This window comes from Aureimonas pseudogalii, assembly GCF_014196835.1.
GTDB classification, from domain to species: Bacteria; Pseudomonadota; Alphaproteobacteria; order Rhizobiales; family Rhizobiaceae; genus Aureimonas; species Aureimonas pseudogalii.
In genome coordinates this window covers 310770-326536 of sequence record NZ_JACIEK010000001.1, presented here as the reverse complement: position 1 = coordinate 326536, position 15767 = coordinate 310770, and the positions used below count along the sequence as shown (strand labels likewise).

Here is a 15767-nt window from a genome sequence, read left to right as displayed (position 1 = left end):
GGCCCGGAGCCGGGGTCGTTCGAGCCGAAGCGGTGGGCAGGGTCATCGGGAAGCGGCTTTCACGGGTGTCGGGACGGCGTTCGACGTCGGTGCGGTTCTAGGAGGCCGGCCGCCGGCCGCCGGCCAGCAGCAGCATGAGGAAGGGCGCGCCGATGAGAGCGGCGACGAGCCCCGTCGGAAGCTGCCAGGGATAGGCGGCGACGCGCGCCACCCAGTCTGCGGTCATCAGCAGGGCGCCACCGGCGAGCGCCGATCCGACGAGCGCGGGGATCGGCCGGTGCAACCCGACGAGCCGCAAGGCGTGCGGCGCCATCAGCCCGACGAAGGTCATCGTTCCCGCCACCGGCGTGGCGGCGGCGGTGAGGGCGGCGGCGAGGAGAAACAGCAGCAGCCGCGTGCGCTCCAGCGGCACGCCGAGCGCGCGCGTCGCGGCGGGCCCGAGCGGCAGGATGGCGATCGGCCGGGCCGCGAGCAGTGCCAGCGCCACGAGCACGGCGGCCGACGCCGCCATCGCCAGAGCCGCCGGCGGCGTCGCGCCGCTCGTCGAGCCCGCCATCCAGGCGAAGAGCATGAGCGCACGCGGATCGCCGGTCGAGGCGACGACGCCGACCACGGCATCGAGCAGCGCGTTCAGCGCGATGCCGGTGAGGATGACCCGCTCGGGCTGGAAGCCCGATCGCCGGCCGAGCGCGAAGACCGCCGCGATCACCGCGAGGCTGCCGAGCGTGGCGGCGAGGCTCGTGGTGGCGGCCTGCGGCGTCACGACCAGGAAGAGCGTCAGCGTTGCGGCGAAGGCGGCGCCGGCGCTGACGCCGAGCACTTCCGGGCTCGCCATCTCGTTGCCGGTGAGGCGCTGGAGCAGGAACCCCGCGACGCCGAGCATCGCGCCGGCCCCGAACGAGGCGACGACACGCGGCCAGCGCCACGGCAGCACCGCCTCGGCATGCGCGAGATCGAGGAGGAGGGTCCAGCGGCCGTCGACGGGATCGCGCCCGACGAGAAGCACGAACGCCGCGAGCAGGATGGCGCCGAGGACGAGAGCCGTCGCCAGAAGTTTCGGATTGCACCGGCGCGCGTTCCTTCGCGCCGGTTCGGCGGCGGCGGGCGGGCGATCGGCCAGCCGCAGCCGCGGCAGCAGGACGAGGAGAAGCGGCGAGCCCAGCAGCGCGGTGACGGCCCCGGTCGGCAGGAAATCGCCGCTGGCGCCCGAAGCCGCCTGCACCGCGGCGTCGGTGACGAGAAGCAGGAGCGCGCCGAGCCCGGTTGCGAGCGCCAGCCGGGCGCCGAAGCCCCGCACGCCCGAAACACGCGCCAGCACCGGCGCGACGAGCCCGACGAAGCCGATGACGCCGACCGAGCTCACCACGAAGGCCGAGAGGAGCACGGCAAGCGCGACGGCGAGGAAGCGCAGTCGGCCGGGATCGGCGCCCCGCGCCCGGGCGTTGGCGTCGTCGAGTTCGAGCAGCGCCAGCGGGCGCACGATGACCGCCACCGGCACCGCGAGCACGGCGAGCCGCAGGCCGAGCTGAAGGGCGGGATCCCAGCCCTGCTGGCTGAGCGAGCCGCTGCCCCAGATGAAGAGCGACACCAGATAGCGCTCGTTCAGAAGCGTCAGCATCGCCGAGAGGGCGCCGGCATAGAGCCCGACCACGAGACCCGCGAGGATCAGCGACACCGCGGCGAAATGGCGCCGGCGCACGAGCGCGAAGACAAGGAGCGTCGAGAGGCCGCTTCCCGCGAGCGTCACGAGATCGCGGCCCCAGCCGAAGAGGGCGGGTGCGAAGAGAAGCGTCACGGCGAGCGCCAGCCGGCCGCCGGCATCGACGCCGAGCGTCGTCGGCGAGGCCAGCGGGTTTCGCAGCGCCTGCTGCAGCAGCGCGCCGGAGGCCGCCAGAGCCCCGCCGCACAAGAGCGCCATCGCGAAGCGCGGCAGCGTCGAATAGAGGAGGCGCATGCGGTCGGGATCGTAGGCGCCCGCCGCCGTCGGCGCGGCCCGCCAGAGCGCGGCGAGCGGCCCCGCCAGCAGCGGCAGGCAGAGCGCCAGCGCCAGTGCCGCGAGGAGCGCGAGCATCGCCGCCGGCAGCCCGGCACGGCGGATCGCCGTCACGCTCTCTCTCCCAGAAGGTTCTCGCAGAGGAGGCGCGCGAAGCGCCCGGCGGACGGGAGCGCGCCGAACATCAGGGCCGGCGCGACCGTGGACACCCGGCTCGCCGCGACGAAGGGCAGCCCCGTCCAGAGCGGGCTGCGAGCGAGCGTCGGCCAGACGTCCGGCGCCACCGGGTCCACGGCCACGAGGCGGGCATGGGGCGCGGCGGCGAGATCCTCGATGCCGACGGTGGAAAAGCCCCAGTAGTTCACCGGCGCGTCCCAGGCGTTGCGAAGGCCGAGCCCGTCGAGCACGTTGCCGTAGAGGCCGCTGCGGCCGTAGACCCGCACATGGCGCGGATCGAGGAAGCTGACGAGAAGAAGCGGCTCGGTGCTCCGTCCGGCCAGCCGCCCAGCCAGCCCGGCAATCTCGGCATCGTAGGCTTCGATCGCGGACCGGGCTTCCGCCGCCCGTCCCAGCATGTCGCCGAGAAGCGTCGTCACGGTGCGGGCGCGCGGCAGCGGATCGACGCCGGTGCCGTAGAGCGTCACGCGCTCGACACGGGCGATGCGCGCCAGCGCGGGCTCCGCCATCGCCGTGAAGTCGGTGGAAAGGACGAGGTCGGGGCGTAGCGCCGCGAGGCGCTCCAGATTGGGATCTTGCGCCGCGCCGAGATCGGCAACGGCGGATGGCAGCGGCGGCTCCACCACCCAGGTGGTCCAGTCGGCCGCCGAGGCGATCGCCACCGGCTCGACCCCGATCGCCAGCATCGTTTCGGCCAGCCCGTAGTCGAGCGTCGCGACACGGGCGGGGAAGGACGGCGCATCGGCGCGCGAGGGCGGCGACCACGCCGCGAACCCCAAGCCGCCCGTCAGCGCCAGAAAGCGTCGGCGCGGCATCGGGAGGGAGAGAGAATGGGGCACGCGAGAAACCTGACTTCGTTCGTCAGATTTCTCTATCGCAAGCCGAAGCGGCCCGGCAAGCCGCTATACGGGGTCCGCCCTAGTAACCGGCGGTTCGATCCACCACGTTCGCGAGCCGCTCGCCGCGACGATGGGCGGCGATCTGCCGAATGATCAACGGCGCGAGCGCGGCGGGATCGGACGAGGCGGCGGCATGCGGCGTGACGAAGACGCGGGGGTGACGCCAGAGCGGGCTGTCGGCCGCCAGCGGCTCGCGCTCGAACACGTCGAGCGAGGCCTCCATCAGCCGGCCGTCGTTCAGCGCGCGCAGGATCGCCGAGTCCTTCTGCAACCCGCCGCGCCCCGCCTGAATCAGCACCGGCGTGCCGAGCGGCGTCTCGCGCTTCAGACGCATGAGAAACCCGTCGTCGATGAGGCCGTGCGTCTGCGGCGTCAGCGGCAGCAGCACCACGAGAATGTCGCTCTCGGCGAGGATCTCGCCGAGTCCGGCGTCGCCGTGGCGGCAGGCGACGCCCTCGATCTCGCGCGGCGTACGGCTCCAGCCCGAGACCTGGAAGCCCAGGAGCCGCAGCTTCTCGGCCGCGTCGCGCCCGAGCTCGCCGAGGCCGAGAATACCGACGCGGATGTCGCTCGCGGCGGGCTGCACCCGCTCGTTCCAGATACGGGCCGCCTGCTGGGCGCGATAGGTCATGCCGCGACGCTGGTGGTCGAGCACGCGCCAGACGACGTATTCGCTCATGCGCCGCGTCAGGTCCTCGGCGACGATCCGCACCACCGGCACGTCGGGCAGGGTGCGGTCGGCGAGGATGTGATCGACGCCGGCGCCGAGCGAGAAGATCGCCTCGAGGTTCGGCAGGTTGGCGAGGACGCCCGGCGGCTGCTTCCAGACCACGGCGTAGCGGATGCTCTCGTCGGCGGCGCTGGCGGGCCGCAGCACGATGGTCTCGTTCGGCGCCTCGCGCAGCAGCGCCTCGCGCCAGCGGGTGGGGTCGAAGCCCGTCACGGAAAGAAGAAGGGTCACGTCGTGGTCTCGTCTTGGCGAATCGAATCGGCCAGCAGCCTAGCGCGGGTGCGGCCATGGCGGGCGAACCAATGCGTCGCGCCGACGAGAAACCCGTTGGCGATGGCACCCTCGTCCACCGCGGCGATCAGGGCGTCCACCGGCGCGCGGATGGCGAGGATGTCCTCCTGCTCATCGGCCTTGCCGCCGCGCCCGTCGAGCGCGGCGGCATCCACCAGCGCCAGGAAGACCAGCGCCGTCTCGTCGGTGAGGCCGGGCGTCGTCAGGATCGTGTAGCAATGCGTGATGGCGAGGACGTCGAGGCCGGTCTCCTCCTCCAGCTCGCGCGCCGCGCCCGTGGCAGGATCCTCGCCCTCGTCGATGCCGCCGGCCGGCAGTTCCAGCGGCGCGGCGTTGGCGGTGGCGAGGGCGGCGCCGATGCGGAACTGGCGGATCACCACGATCTCGTCGCGCACGGGATCGTAGGGGATGACCACCGCGCAGCGCCCGCCGCGCACGATCTCGCGCCGCGCCTTCGATGGCTCGTCGCGCCCGAGGGCGGCGTGCTCGATCGAGAGAACGTCGAGCGGGCGGAACCCGTCGAAGGCGCGACGCTCGTCGAGAACCGTGAAGTCGAGCGGCTGGTCTTCGAGGCGATGCCGGTAGCCTGCCGTCATGGGGCGATTCCTTCCGTGGGTGCCGCCTCGATGCGAAAGGCCGCCGCCATCAGCGCCTTCGTGTAGTCCGTCTTCGGCCGCTCGAAGATCTCCTCGCTCGTACCGCGCTCCACCACCTGGCCGCCGCGCATCACGATCACCTCGTTGGCGAGCGCGCGCACGACCTTCAGATCGTGGCTGATGAAGAGATAGGCGAGATCGTGCTTGCGCTGGAGATCGCGCAGGAGATCCACGACCTGCGCCTGCACGCTCATGTCGAGCGCCGAGGTCGGCTCGTCCAGCATCACGAAGCGCGGGTTCAGCACCATGGCGCGGGCGATGGCGACGCGCTGGCGCTGGCCGCCGGAGAACTCGTGCGGGTAGCGGAAGCGCGTGGTGGGATCGAGCCCCACCTCTTCGAGCGCCGCGACGACGCGCGCGTCGCGCTCGGCCGCGCCGAGTTTCGGCTGGTGGACGAGGAGCCCCTCCGAGATGATCTCGCCGATCGGCATGCGCGGCGAGAGCGAGCCGAACGGATCCTGGAACACGATCTGGATGCGGTCGCGCAGCGGGCGCATCGCGCTGAGCGACCGATCGTCGATGCGCGTCCCGTCGAAGCGGATCTCGCCCTTCGAGGCGATCATGCGGCAGAGGGCGAGGCCGAGCGTCGTCTTGCCCGAACCCGATTCGCCGACGACCCCCACGGTCTGGCCGGCGCGCACGGTGACGTCGATGCCGTCCACCGCCTTCACGTGGTCGGTGACGCGCCGCATGAAGCCGGTGCGAACGGGGAACCAGACCTTCACGTCGCGCCCCTCCATCACCGCCGGCGCGTTGGCGTTGGCGGCAGGCGGTCGGCCCTTGGGCTCGGCGGCGAGGAGGTGCTTGGTATAGGCATGCTGCGGGTTGGCGAAGATCTCGGCGGTCGGCCCGGTCTCGACGATCTCGCCACGGTACATCACGCAGACCCGGTCGGCGATGCGCCGGACGATGCCGAGATCGTGGGTGATGAAGAGCAGCCCCATGTCGCGCTGGCTCTGCAGCGACTTCAGGAGTTCGAGAATCTGCGCCTGCACGGTCACGTCGAGCGCGGTGGTGGGCTCGTCGGCGATGAGGAGGTCGGGCTCGTTGGCGAGCGCCATCGCGATCATCACGCGCTGGCGCTGGCCGCCCGAGAGCTGGTGCGGATAGGCGTTCAGCCGCTTCTCGGGATCGCGGATGCCGACCTGATGCAGGAGTTCGAGCGTGCGCACCCGCGCCTCGCGATCGCGCAGGCCCCGGTGGATCTTCATCACCTCGCCGATCTGCCGCTCGATCGTGTGCAGCGGGTTGAGCGAGGACATCGGCTCTTGGAAGATCATCGAGATCTGGTTGCCGCGCACGCCGCGCAACCGGTCGTCCGAGGTCGCGATGAGATCCTGACCGCCGAACATCACGGAACCGCCGGGATGGCTGGCGGCGGGGTAGGGCAGGAGCTTGAGGATCGAGAGCGCCGAGACGGACTTGCCGGAGCCGGACTCGCCGACCAGAGCCACCGTCTCGCCCTTGGCGATGTCGAAGGAGATGCCCTTCACCGCCAAGCTCGTCTCTCCGTTCTGATGGAAGGCGACTTGCAGGTTCCGCACGCTGAGGAGGGGCGTTGTGCCCGGCATAGGAGCGGGAGAGGCGAGGGGCGTGACCAATTCGGGATCCTTCATGCCGGTCGCGGCAGCGCTGCGGAGGCATGGCCTCCCACCGGACCATGATCATGCCCATGGTCGTGATCATGCCGGCCGGGTGGGGGCGAATGCAGGCAGGCGGAGCCTCTCGCCGCGTCGGCCGCATGGTCGTGATCATCGTGGGCGGATGCGTCGGCGCAGTCGCCCACCCGCTCCACCTCGACGGTGGCATGCACGATCGCGAAGCTCGCACGAAGCTCGGACTTGATGGCGCGCACCACCGCCGTGCCGTCGGCCTCGTCGTGGAGCGAGGCATGCAGCGTCGCCGCACGGCGCTTGGGCGTCAGCATCCACACATGCACGTGGTGGATCCCGGCAAGGCCCGAGATGCCGGCGAGGCGGCTCTCGATCGTCCCGGCTTCGACGTCCGCCGGTGCGCCTTCGAGGAGGATGTGTCCGGATTCGCGGATCAGCCGGTAGGCATTGCCGAGGATCAGCAGGCAGACGAAGACCGAGAGGATGGGATCGATCGGCGTCCATCCCGTCCAGAGGATGACGAGGGAGGCGACGATCGCCGCGACCGAGCCGAGGAGATCGCCCATCACGTGCAGCAGCGCGCCGCGCATGTTGAGGTCTTCACGGTCGCCGCCGTGCAGCACGAAGAAGGCGACGACGTTGACCAGGAGCCCGCCGAGCGCCACCGCGAGCATCGTGCCGCCGAGCACCTCGACCGGGTTCGTCAGCCGGTGCCAGGCCTCGTAGAGGATCACCGCGCTGATGCCGAAGAGAACGAGGCCGTTGGAATAGGCGACGAGGATCTGGAACCGGTCGTAGCCATAGGTGCGGCGCGCATCGGCCGGACGGCGCGCCATGCGGATGGCGAACCAGGCAAGCGCCAGCCCCGCGAAGTCGACCAGCATGTGCCCGGCATCGGCGAGCAGCGCCAGCGACCCCGAGACGAGACCGCCGGCGACCTCGGCCAGCATGAAGAGCCCCGTGAGCCCCGCGGCGATCGCCAGCCGTCCCTCGCCTGCGTTGGCGGTGTGGTCGTGGCCGTCGGCGCCGTGGTCGTGATGCCCGTGCCCGGAATGGTCGTGGGAGTGCTCGTGAGAAGAGGCCACGTCGGGTCCTATCGGAAGCTCTTGCGGGGGTCGAAGGCGTCGCGCACGGCCTCGCCGACGAAGACGAGGAGCGACAGCATCAGCGAGAGCACCACGAAGCCGGAGATGCCGAGCCAGGGGGCCTGAAGGTTGTTGCGCCCCTGCGAGAGCAGTTCGCCGAGCGACGGCGAGCCGGGCGGCAGGCCGAAGCCGAGGAAGTCGAGCGAGGTCAGCGTCGTGATCGAGCCGTTGAGGATAAACGGTAGGAAGGTGAGCGTCGCCACCATGGCGTTCGGCAGGAGATGGCGGCCCATGATCGTCCAGTCGCCGACACCGAGCGCCCGCGCGGCGTTGACGTATTCGAAGTTGCGCGCCCGCAGGAACTCGGCCCGCACCACGCCGACGAACGACACCCAGGAGAAGAGCAGCATGATGCCCAGCAGGATCCAGAAACCGGGTGGCAGGATCGCCGAGACGATGAGCAGCAGGTAGAGCACCGGGATCGACGACCAGATCTCGATGAAGCGCTGGAAGAGGAGATCGACCCAGCCGCCGAAATAGCCCTGCACAGCGCCGGCGAACACGCCGATCACCGCCGAGGCGGCCGTCAGCACGAGGCCGAAGAGCACGGAGATGCGGAAGCCGTAGATCAGCCGCGCCAGCACGTCGCGCGCCTGATCGTCGGTGCCGAGCCAGTTCCAGTTGCCGATGGTGCAGTTGGGGTCCTCGACGCCGAGTGGATAGCGTTGGCAGCGCTCTTCCTTCGTGTAGGTCCACGAGGGCGCGGACGGAGCGGGCGAGGGGATCTCGTTGTTGACGCTCTGATAGGAATAGCGGATCGGCGGCCAGACCATCCAGCCGTTGGCGGCGACCTCCTCCTGGATGAAGGGGTCGCGATAGTTCGTGACCGGCAGGAAGCCGCCGAACACCTCTTCCGGGTAGTCGACGAGGATCGGCGTGTAGAACTCGCCCTTGTAGGAGATGAAGATCGGCTTGTCGTTGGCGACGCCTTCGGCGAAAAGCGTGACGAGAAAAAGCGCCAGGAAGACCCAGAGCGACCACCAGCCGCGTCGGTTGGTCTTGAAGTTGGCCCAGCGCCGCTGGTTGAGCGGCGACAGGCGGGGCGGGCGCATCGCCACGGCGGGCGGCGCCATCTGCGCGACGCCCCCGGCGCCGGCCTGCGCCTCGGCCCTCGTCTCGATCTCGGGCGGCCGGTCGATGGCCGGGCGGTTCTCGGTCGTGTCGGTCATCGCCTCAGACCTCCCGCCGCTCGAAGTCGATGCGTGGATCGATCCAGGTGTAGGTGAGGTCGGAAATGAGCGTCGTCACGAGGCCGATCAGCGAGAAGATGTAGAGCGTGGCGAAGACCACCGGATAGTCACGCTTGTAGATGCTCTCGAAGGAGAGGAGCCCCAGCCCGTCGAGCGAGAAGATGGTCTCGATCAGCAGCGAGCCGGCGAAGAAGGCCGAGATGAAGGCGCCGGGAAAGCCGGCGACGATGATCAGCATGGCGTTGCGGAAGACGTGGCCGTAGAGCACGCGCCGCTCGCTCAAGCCCTTGGCGCGCGCGGTGGTGACGTATTGCTTGCGGATCTCGTCGAGGAAGGAGTTCTTCGTTAGGAGCGTCGTGGTGGCGAAGGCCGAGAGCGAGAGCGCGATCAGCGGCAGCGTCAGGTGCCAGAAATAGTCGGCGATGCGCGCCGGCCAGGAGAGCTGCGCCCAGTTGTCGGATGTGAGGCCACGCAGCGGGAACCAGTCGAGGAACGAGCCGCCGGCGAAGAGCACGATGAGTAGCACCGCGAAGAGGAAACCGGGAATGGCGTAGGCGACGATGATGACGGCGCTCGTCCAAGTGTCGAAGCGCGAGCCCTCCTTCAGCGCCTTGCGGATGCCGAGCGGGATCGAGATCAGGTAGGAGAGGAGGGTGATCCAGAGCCCGAGCGAGATCGAGACCGGCAGCTTCTGCTGCACGAGGTCGATCACGGTCGCGTTGGAGAAGAAGCTCGTGCCGAAGTCGAAGCGGGCATAATTCCAGATCATCTCGCCGAAGCGCTCCAGCGGCGGCTTGTCGAAGCCGAACTGCACCTCCAGCCGCTTGATGAATTCGGGGTCTAGCCCCTGCGCACCGCGATAGCCCGACGTGTCGCCGCTCTGCGCGGCCATGTCGCCGCCCCCGCCGGACAGCCGCTCGGTGGCGCCGCCGCCCTGGCCCTGCAGCCCCGCGATCACCTGTTCCACCGGCCCGCCCGGCGCGAACTGGATGACCGCGAAAGACACCGCCATGATCCCGAGAAGCGTCGGGATCATCAGGAGGATGCGTCGAAGGATGTAGGCGCCCATTCACCGGTCCCGTCGCGGCGCCCTTGGGACGCGCGCATGTCTCGTATCAGGCGCGGCCCACGGCCTTCGCCTTCGTTTCGTCGTACCACCACAGAGACTCGACCGGGAACCCGTAATCGGGCTTCGGCTCGCGAAAGCCGAACATGTCCCAGTGGCCGACGGTGTGGCCGGGCGAGCCGATGTTCGGGATCCAGTCCAGCCGCCAGCGCAGCACCCGGTCGAGGCAGCGCATCACCACCGTCAGCTCTTCGCGGCTGGCGGCGGCGCCGAGCCGGTCGATCAGCGCGTCCACCGCGGGGTCGGCCATGCCGGGATAGTTGTAGGAGCCGTTGCGGTTCCGCGCCGCCGAGCCGAAGAACAGGCCGAGGCTCTCGCGCGTCGGTGTGCCGTTCAGCGAGAAGGCGCAGAGGATCATGTCGAAGTCGAAGCGGTTCTGCCGGTCCTGATACTGCGCGGCGTCCACCAGCCGCAGCGAGGCGTCGACGCCCACGAGCTTCAGGTTCTCGATCATCTTGCCGTAGACGCGCGCCTGCTCGGGCTGGTTGATCAGATATTCCAGCCGGAAGGTCTCGCCCGCCCCGTTCACGAGGCTCTGTCCGCGGCGCGTCCAGCCGGCGGCGGCGAAGAGGTCGGCGGCCTCGCGCAGCCGCGCCCGGTCCCGGCCCGACCCGTCGCTGACCGGCTGCACCCAGACCGCGCCGAAGACCTCCGGCATGAGCTGCCCGCGCAGCGGCTCGAGGATCGCGAGTTCCTCCGGCGGCGGCGCGCCCGCCGCCACGAAGTCCGACGTCTGGAACGGCGAGACGGAGTGCTGGCGCAAGCCGAACAGGAGGTTGGCGTTGGTCCACTCGAAGTCGAAGCAGAGATTGACGGCGCGGCGCACGCGCGGATCGGCGAAGCGCTCGCGGCGCTGGTTGAGCGCCCAGCACTGGAAGCGCGGCCATCTCTCGCCCGGGAAGGTCGCCTTCTTCACGCGCCCGTCCTTCACCGCTGGAAAGTCGTATTCGGTCGCCCAGGCGCGGGTCGTGAACTCCTCGCGATAGGTGACGTCGCCCTTCTTGAAGGCCTCCAGCTCGGCCTGCCGGTCGCGGAAGAACTCGACGCGCAGGGTCTGGAAGTGCGAGAGCCCGCGTGTGAACGGCATGTCACGCGCCCAATGGTCGTCGCGCTTCTCGTATTCGATGTAGCGCCCGGCGGCGTAGCGCCCGATCCGGTAGGCGCCCGATCCCGGGATCTCGTCGAAGCCACCTTGCGCGAAGGGGCGGCTCTCGAAGAACGCCTTGGGCACCACTGGGATCGAGAGTGCCGCCAGCGCGGTCGGCACCGTCTGGCGGCCGGTGAAGGTGACGTGCAGCGTGCGCTCGTCCTCCGCCGTCACCTCCGCCACCTCGGCGAGCGCGATGGCGAGGCTCGGATGCCCTTCCGTCTTCATCCGCTCGTAGGAGAAGGCGACGTCGGCCGCCGTCACCGGCGCGCCGGTGGAGAAGCGCGCCTCGGGCCGCAGCCGGAAGGTGAAGCGGTTTCGATCGGTCGAGAGCGTCACGCTTTCGGCGAGATGACCGTAGAGCGCGTCGGGCTCGTCCAGCGTCGAGAGCATCAGGCCCTCGTAGAGCAGCTCGATGCGTGGCGGGGCGTTGCCCTGCAGCACGAAGGTGTTGAACGTGTCGAACGTGTCCGGCGCCTGATTGAAGAGCCAGGAGGGCACGGTCATCACCATGCGCCCGCCCTGCGGCGCCTCGGGCGAGGCGTAGTCGAACGCGGCATAGTCGGCGGGATATTTCAGGTCGCCGAAAGCAGAAAGGCCGTGCACGGGCGTCTCGGTCGGCGTCGCCGCGAAGACGACACGCGGCAGCGTCGCCGAGCCCATTGCCGCCAGCGCCATCGCGCCGAAGCGGCGGCGGGTGATGCTTCGGAAGCTCTCCGTCATGGCTTGGCCGGCGGGATCGCGGGCGCGCTCTCGCTCTTTTCGGCGGCGGCCTGGTCGGCCGGGGTGTTCACCGGCACCTCGCCCTTCACCCACCACGAGAACGGATCGATGCCGGCGTAGGCGGGCTGCGTCGCCGGCATGCCGAACTTGTTCCAGGCCGCGAGCCACGTCTCGGTGCGTGTCCATTGCGGCACCACGTACCAATTCCAGAGCATGACGCGGTCGAGCGCACGGGTTGCCGCCACCAGGGACGGGCGATCCGGTGCGTAGACGATGTCGTCGATCAGCTTGTCGACGATCGGGCTGTTGACGCCCGCATAATTCCGGCTTCCCGGTGCGCGCGCCGCCGCCGAACCCCAGAAGTCGCGCTGCTCGTTGCCGGGGGAAATGGATTGCGGATAGTAGGCGATGCCGACGACCTCGAAATCGAAATTGGTCATGCGGTCGACATATTGCGACGTGTCGACGATCCGGACGTTCGTCCGGATGCCCAGCCGCTCCAGCTGTCTCGCATAGGGTTCGAGGATACGGTTGTCGCTCGGGTCGTCGCCGAGAATCTCGATCGTCATCTGGGCCCCGGTGGCAGGATCGATCAGGGCGGTGCCTTTCAGCACGTAGCCCGCCTCGCGAAACAGCGCCAAGGCGTCGCGCAGATATTCGCGCGTCGAGGCCTGCGTGTCGTAGACGGGAAGCTTGAACGGCTGCGTGAAGACCTCGTCCGGGATCTGGCCCCGCAGCGGCTCGAGATACTTGAGCTCCGCCTCGCTCGGCAGTCCCGTCGCCGCCAGTTCGCTGTTGTACCAATAGCTCGAGATTCGCTCGTTCAGCCCGTAGAAGAGCGTCCGGTTCATGTCCTCGAAGTTGAACGCGAGGGTCAGCGCCTTGCGAACGCGAGGGTCGGAGAATTTCGGCAGGCGATTGTTGAGAACATAGGCCTGCATCGACCGGACCTGCCGGTTCGGCAGGACGGTCTTCGTCACGCGGCCGTCGACCGCGGCCGGGAAATTGTAGCCTTCGACCCAGCGCTGGGTGCTGTTCTCCAGGCGCCAGTCATCGAGGCCGCCCTTCTTGAAGGCTTCCCACTGCGCGTTCGAGTCCCGAAGATAGACGTAGCGGATGCGGTCGTAGTTGTAGCGACCGATCCGGGTCGGATGATCTTTGGCCCAGGAATCGGGGACGCGTTCCCACTCGATCTCGCTGCCCGCTCGCCAGGATGCGATCTTGTAGGGCCCCGATCCCAAGGGTGGCTCCATCGTCGGCTGTGTGATGTCGCGCGGCTTGCCGCTTGCGTCCACGCCCGTCCACCAGTGCTTGGGCAGCACGACGAGATCGCCCATGATGTTGGGAAGCTCGCGGTTTCCGGCTTGGTCGAAGGTGAACGTCACCTCGCGCTCGCCGGTCTGTTCGGCCTTCGTGACGTTGTGGTAATAGCTCGACCACTGCGGATGGAGCTTCCGGAGCGTGTCGAAGCTCCAGAGCACGTCCTCGACCGTGATCGGTTGCCCATCGTGCCACCGGGCCTTGGGATCGAGGCGGAAGGACGCCGACGAATAGTCGGACGCGAACCGCATCTCTTCCGCGATCATGCCGTAGGAGGTGGAGCCCTCCTCGGTCGATTGCTCGGTCAGCGTGTCGTAGATGATGCCGCCACCGAAGCCGCCGACGCCCGAGCTCATGCCTGCTGCCGCCGTGCCGCGAACGACGAAGGGGTTGAAACTGTCGAAGGTCCCAGCCGCGATCTGATTGAGGGTTCCCCCTTTCGGGGCTTCGGCATTGACGTAGTCGTAGCGCGAGAAGTTGTTCCCGTACTTCGAAGGGCCGATGAGCGAGGAATAGCGCATCCATTCGCCCATCGCCGCAGGCTGGCTCGCCGCAGCGGTCGCGGCAGGCTCTGCGGTGGACGAACTCGCCGCAGCCGGAGCAGTGGCTCCTTGCGCGCCGGCCGAGCCGGTCGCCCCGATCTGAAGAACGGTCAGGGCGAGGGCGGTGGATACGGCACGAAGGCGGAACGGCAAATCGATCTCCAGGTCTGGCGAGGGAAGCGGCTCGCGAGGGCGCGTCTCGGCAGACCGCCCCAGCTTTGTGGCCGGGGTCGGGCCGAGGCCGCGCAATGACGAAAGTGTAATCTCGTAAGCGCCGCTGTCTACCCGGCTGCCGACCGCTTGAGGACCGGTTGCCCTCAACGAAAAAGGCCGGACGCGAGGGTCCGGCCCTTTTTGATCGTGAGGCGCGAGGTTACTGCGCCGGAGCCGGAGCCGCGGGGGCGTCCGGAGCGGGCTGCGCCGCCGGAGCCGGCTGCGCCGGAGCGGCCGGGGCCGTCTCGCCGGGTGCGGCCGGGGGCGTCGGCGCGGCGGCGGGAGCGGAGGTCGCGTTGCCGCCGGTGGCGGGCGTGCTGCCGGAAGGCGGCGCCGTGGGCGCGGCGCCCGTGGTCTGGTCGGTGGTGCCGCCCGACTGGGGCTGCGACACGGCATCGCCGGGCACGGTCATCGGGTTGGTGGAGGTCGCCGGCGCCGTGGTGGGTGCGGCCGAAGCGTCGCCGGCGGGCACGGCTGCACCTTCGGCGGCGGGGCCTTCGGCCGAGGCCTCGGTGGCGCCGGCATCCGCGGCCGGCAATGCCGGCGGATTGTCCGAGAGCGAGCGCAGATACGCCATCAGGTCGGCGCGCTCCTGATCCTTCGGCAGGCCGGCGAAGCCCATCGCCGTGCCCTTGATGTACTGCTTGGGGCCGTGCAGGAAGTGGTTCAGGTGATCCCAGTCCCAGACCACGGTCTTGCCCTGGCTGAACTCGGTCATCGCGGCGGAATAGGCGAAGCCCTCGTGCGAGGCCATCGGCCGGTTCACCACGTCCCAGAGATCGGGGCCGACCTTGTTCGGTCCGCCCTTCTCGCCGGAATGGCAGGCCTGGCAACGCTTGAAGATCGCGGCGCCCGCCTCGGCGCTGGCCGTCTGCATGATCTGGCCGACCGGCGTCACGCCGGCGGCGGCCGGCGCGGCGGCGCCACCCTCGGTCGGCTCGGCGGCGGCGATCGCGAAGCCGGGCTTCTCGGGGGCTTCGGAATGGAAGATGCCTTCCGCGAGCAGGCTGCCGCCGAACAGAACGAAGACGGTGCCGAGAAGGGCGCCGAAGATCTTGTTGGCCTCGAACGAGTTCATGATGAAGGGCGGCTCCCTCTGCCGACGGCACGAGTGGCCGGCGAACGCCTGAAAACGGTGCGGGCGCTTCGGTCTTTCGCCAGAACGTGGCAACGCCTATAAGCCCGCAAATCTGGAAGCGTTCTGACATTCCGGCCGGGATGGATCAAGCGTCCCGCGGCCACAGAATCGCTGAAATCGCCCACCGTCGCATCGAGGCCGCCCGTCATGTCCACACTCGTCCTGATTCCCGCGCGGCTGGCCTCCACGCGTCTGCCGCGCAAGCCGCTCGCCGACATCCACGGCGCGCCGATGATCGTGCGGGTGGCCGAGCGCGCGCGGGCCGCGATGATCGGCCGCGTCGTGGTGGCCACCGACGCCCAGGAAATCCTCGACGCCGTGGTGGCCGCCGGCTTCGAAGCGGTGATGACGGCGGGCACCCACGAATCGGGCTCCGACCGGATCTTCGAGGCGCTTCGGGCCGTGGATCCCGACGGCGAGGTGACGGTGATCGTCAACCTCCAGGGCGACCTGCCGACGATCGAGCCCGAGACCGTGCGCGCCGTGCTGCGCCCGCTCGAAGACCCTGCGGTGGACATCGCCACCGTGGCCGTGAAAATCTCCAACGAGGCCGACCGCACCGATCCCAACGTCGTCAAGCTCGTGGGAACGCCGGCGGGCGAGGGGCGCCTGCAGGCGCTCTACTTCACCCGGGCGGGCGCGCCGAGCGGCGAGGGGCCGCTCTATCACCATGTCGGCATCTACGCCTATCGCCGCTCGGCGCTGGAGCGCTTCGTGGCGCTGCCGCCCTCGCCGCTGGAGCGGCGCGAGAGGCTGGAGCAGCTGCGCGCGCTCGAAGACGGGATGCGCATCGACGCCGCCCTGGTGGAGGCCGTGCCGCTCGGCGTCGACACCGCCTACCAGCTGCAGGAGGCGCGCGATCTC

General features: G+C 69.6%; 11 protein-coding genes and 1 pseudogene. 1 reads left to right on the top strand and 11 read right to left on the bottom strand.

The window, feature by feature from the left end:
- Positions 1-97 precede the first annotated feature (97 nt).
- From fhuB to GGR04_RS01565, 11 genes are all read right to left on the bottom strand, one after another.
- Positions 98-2107: a Fe(3+)-hydroxamate ABC transporter permease FhuB gene (fhuB, locus tag GGR04_RS01615; protein WP_312857380.1), complete on the bottom strand. Its 2010-nt coding sequence runs from the start codon at positions 2105-2107 to the stop codon at positions 98-100.
- A complete protein-coding gene (locus tag GGR04_RS01610) occupies positions 2104-3009 on the bottom strand; it encodes an ABC transporter substrate-binding protein (RefSeq protein ID WP_210291603.1) in 906 nt (301 codons plus the stop codon). Before GGR04_RS01610 ends, fhuB begins: the two co-directional genes overlap by 4 nt.
- A 79-nt stretch (positions 3010-3088) precedes the next feature.
- Positions 3089-4030, bottom strand: a complete 942-nt coding sequence (locus GGR04_RS01605) for a 2-hydroxyacid dehydrogenase (protein ID WP_183197184.1) — start codon at positions 4028-4030, stop codon at positions 3089-3091.
- Positions 4027-4686 carry an NUDIX domain-containing protein gene (locus GGR04_RS01600; protein WP_183197182.1) on the bottom strand — a complete coding sequence of 220 codons (660 nt, stop codon included), beginning with the start codon at positions 4684-4686 and terminating at the stop codon, positions 4027-4029. Before GGR04_RS01600 ends, GGR04_RS01605 begins: the two co-directional genes overlap by 4 nt.
- Complete coding sequence (locus GGR04_RS01595) at positions 4683-6317, bottom strand: ABC transporter ATP-binding protein (protein ID WP_183198974.1); 1635 nt, start codon at positions 6315-6317, stop codon at positions 4683-4685. The genes GGR04_RS01600 and GGR04_RS01595 overlap by 4 nt, the downstream gene beginning before the upstream one ends.
- A gap of 41 nt (positions 6318-6358) precedes the next feature.
- Entirely contained in the window at positions 6359-7444 is a 1086-nt protein-coding gene (locus GGR04_RS01590) for a cation diffusion facilitator family transporter (RefSeq protein ID WP_183197180.1), read from the bottom strand.
- A gap of 8 nt (positions 7445-7452) precedes the next feature.
- Positions 7453-8577 (bottom strand): ABC transporter permease, encoded by a 1125-nt coding sequence (locus tag GGR04_RS01585; RefSeq protein ID WP_246392719.1) that lies wholly within the window; start codon positions 8575-8577, stop codon positions 7453-7455.
- Between the two features lie 100 nt (positions 8578-8677).
- Entirely contained in the window at positions 8678-9763 is a 1086-nt protein-coding gene (locus tag GGR04_RS01580; RefSeq protein WP_183197176.1) for a microcin C ABC transporter permease YejB, read from the bottom strand.
- Positions 9764-9809: 46 nt separating this feature from the next.
- Complete coding sequence (locus GGR04_RS01575; protein WP_183197174.1) at positions 9810-11690, bottom strand: extracellular solute-binding protein; 1881 nt, start codon at positions 11688-11690, stop codon at positions 9810-9812.
- Complete coding sequence (locus tag GGR04_RS01570; protein WP_183198973.1) at positions 11687-13543, bottom strand: extracellular solute-binding protein; 1857 nt, start codon at positions 13541-13543, stop codon at positions 11687-11689. The genes GGR04_RS01575 and GGR04_RS01570 overlap by 4 nt, the downstream gene beginning before the upstream one ends.
- A gap of 382 nt (positions 13544-13925) precedes the next feature.
- Positions 13926-14843, bottom strand: coding sequence for a c-type cytochrome (locus GGR04_RS01565; RefSeq protein ID WP_183197172.1), 918 nt, complete (start codon positions 14841-14843; stop codon positions 13926-13928).
- Positions 14844-15050: 207 nt separating this feature from the next.
- Between GGR04_RS01565 and GGR04_RS23815 the strand changes: the two are divergent.
- Positions 15051-15761, top strand: a pseudogene (locus GGR04_RS23815) (3-deoxy-manno-octulosonate cytidylyltransferase); the annotation flags it as partial.
- Positions 15762-15767 lie beyond the last annotated feature (6 nt).